General features: G+C 47.4%; 1 protein-coding gene. It reads left to right on the forward strand.

All coding sequences use genetic code 11. The features are described from left to right. Positions 1-1746, forward strand: a 1746-nt coding sequence (locus RXX31_RS23360) for a glycoside hydrolase family 2 TIM barrel-domain containing protein (protein ID WP_317592036.1), incomplete at both ends; no start/stop codon positions are given.

Below are 1746 nucleotides of genomic sequence, written 5' to 3' on the forward strand. Positions count from 1 at the left end.
CGATGTGACTTTATTATCTAAACCACAACACTGTATTGAAGATGTGTTCATCACTCCGGATCTGGACGCCTGCTATCGCGATGGTTCTTTGTCTGTCGTGACCCATATTTCAGCGCCAGACACATACCAAGTTCAGGTTCAGTTATTTGATGGCGAGCAAGCCGTCACGAAACCTCGTATCGACACGCCAAATAATCGCCGGATTGACGAGCGCGGTTCATGGAATGACGTTGTGTTTCAAACCCTGCACGTTAATGATCCGCAAAAGTGGACAGCAGAAACACCAAACCTATATCGCCTTGTTGTCTCTCTACTGGACGAAAACGGCACACATCAGGAAAGCGAAGCCTATCAGGTAGGTTTCCGTAAAGTTGAGATCACCGATGGGCAACTGAAGTTAAATGGTCAACCACTGTTGATTCGCGGCGTGAACCGCCATGAACATCACCCAGAGCTCGGACATGTGATGACCGAGGAAGACATGGTTCGCGACATCTGTTTAATGAAACAGCATAACTTTAATGCGGTACGTACTTCCCACTACCCGAACCACCCTCGTTGGTACGAGTTGTGTGACCAATACGGCTTATATGTATGTGATGAAGCAAACATTGAGACTCATGGCATGCAGCCGATGAACCGTCTGTCGAGCGATCCTCAGTGGGCAAACGCCTACATGAGCCGCTACACGCAAATGGTCATGCGCGATAAAAACCACGCATCTATCATTATCTGGTCTTTGGGTAATGAATCTGGTCATGGCAGCAACCATAACGCCATGTACGCTTGGTCTAAGCACTACGACCCATCACGTCCTATCCAGTACGAAGGTGGCGGCTCAAATACTACGGCTACCGACATCATTGCGCCAATGTATGCACGTGTTAATACGGTAATCGAAGACGAAGCGGTACCTAAGTGGCCGATCAAAAAATGGATTTCATTACCAAATGAAACACGTCCTCTTATCTTGTGTGAATACGCTCATGCGATGGGCAACAGTTTAGGTAGCTTTAACGAATACTGGGATGCTTTCCGCGAGTTTCCTCGCCTACAAGGCGGCTTCATCTGGGATTGGGTAGACCAAGGCTTGAGTCAATGGGATGAAAATGGCAAGCACTTCTGGGCATACGGCGGTGACTTCGGCGATGAAATTAATGACCGCCAGTTTTGTATTAACGGGCTGATATTCCCTGATCGCACCGTGCATCCAACATTAGAAGAAGCAAAATATTGCCAGCGCATGATCACAGTATCTCTCCAAGAGCAAACAAAAGAGCGTTGTAATCTGCTAGTCAACAATGAAAACCTTTTCCGCTCCACAGATAATGAACAGCTGAACTGGTCACTATTGGAAGACGGCAAAGTGATTAAGTCTGGCTCAGCACAGCTTGATATCGAAGCCAATAGCCAAGCCCTGTTGGAAATCGAACTAAGCTTCGAACCAAAAGCAGGCGCTGTGTATCACTTAAACACGGACATTACCTTAATCAAAGAGACACCATGGTCTCCTGCGGGTCATGTTTGCGCGACAGAACAATTTTCTGTGCGTAACTACGCGGGTCTGGTGATACCTAAACTGGAACCCAAACTAATTCCGTCTTTGATTCAACAAGATAACGCAATTTTGGTGGTTAGCTTAGACGAGAAGTATCAATGGCGCTGGGATCGCCACACTGGCTTACTGGTTGATTGGCAAGTAGAAGGCAAAGCGCAGATGCTGGCAGCGCCGCAAGACAACTTCTT

Origin of the sequence: Vibrio sp. EA2 (genome assembly GCF_033042495.1) — a bacterium.
Lineage (GTDB): Bacteria > Pseudomonadota > Gammaproteobacteria > Enterobacterales > Vibrionaceae > Vibrio.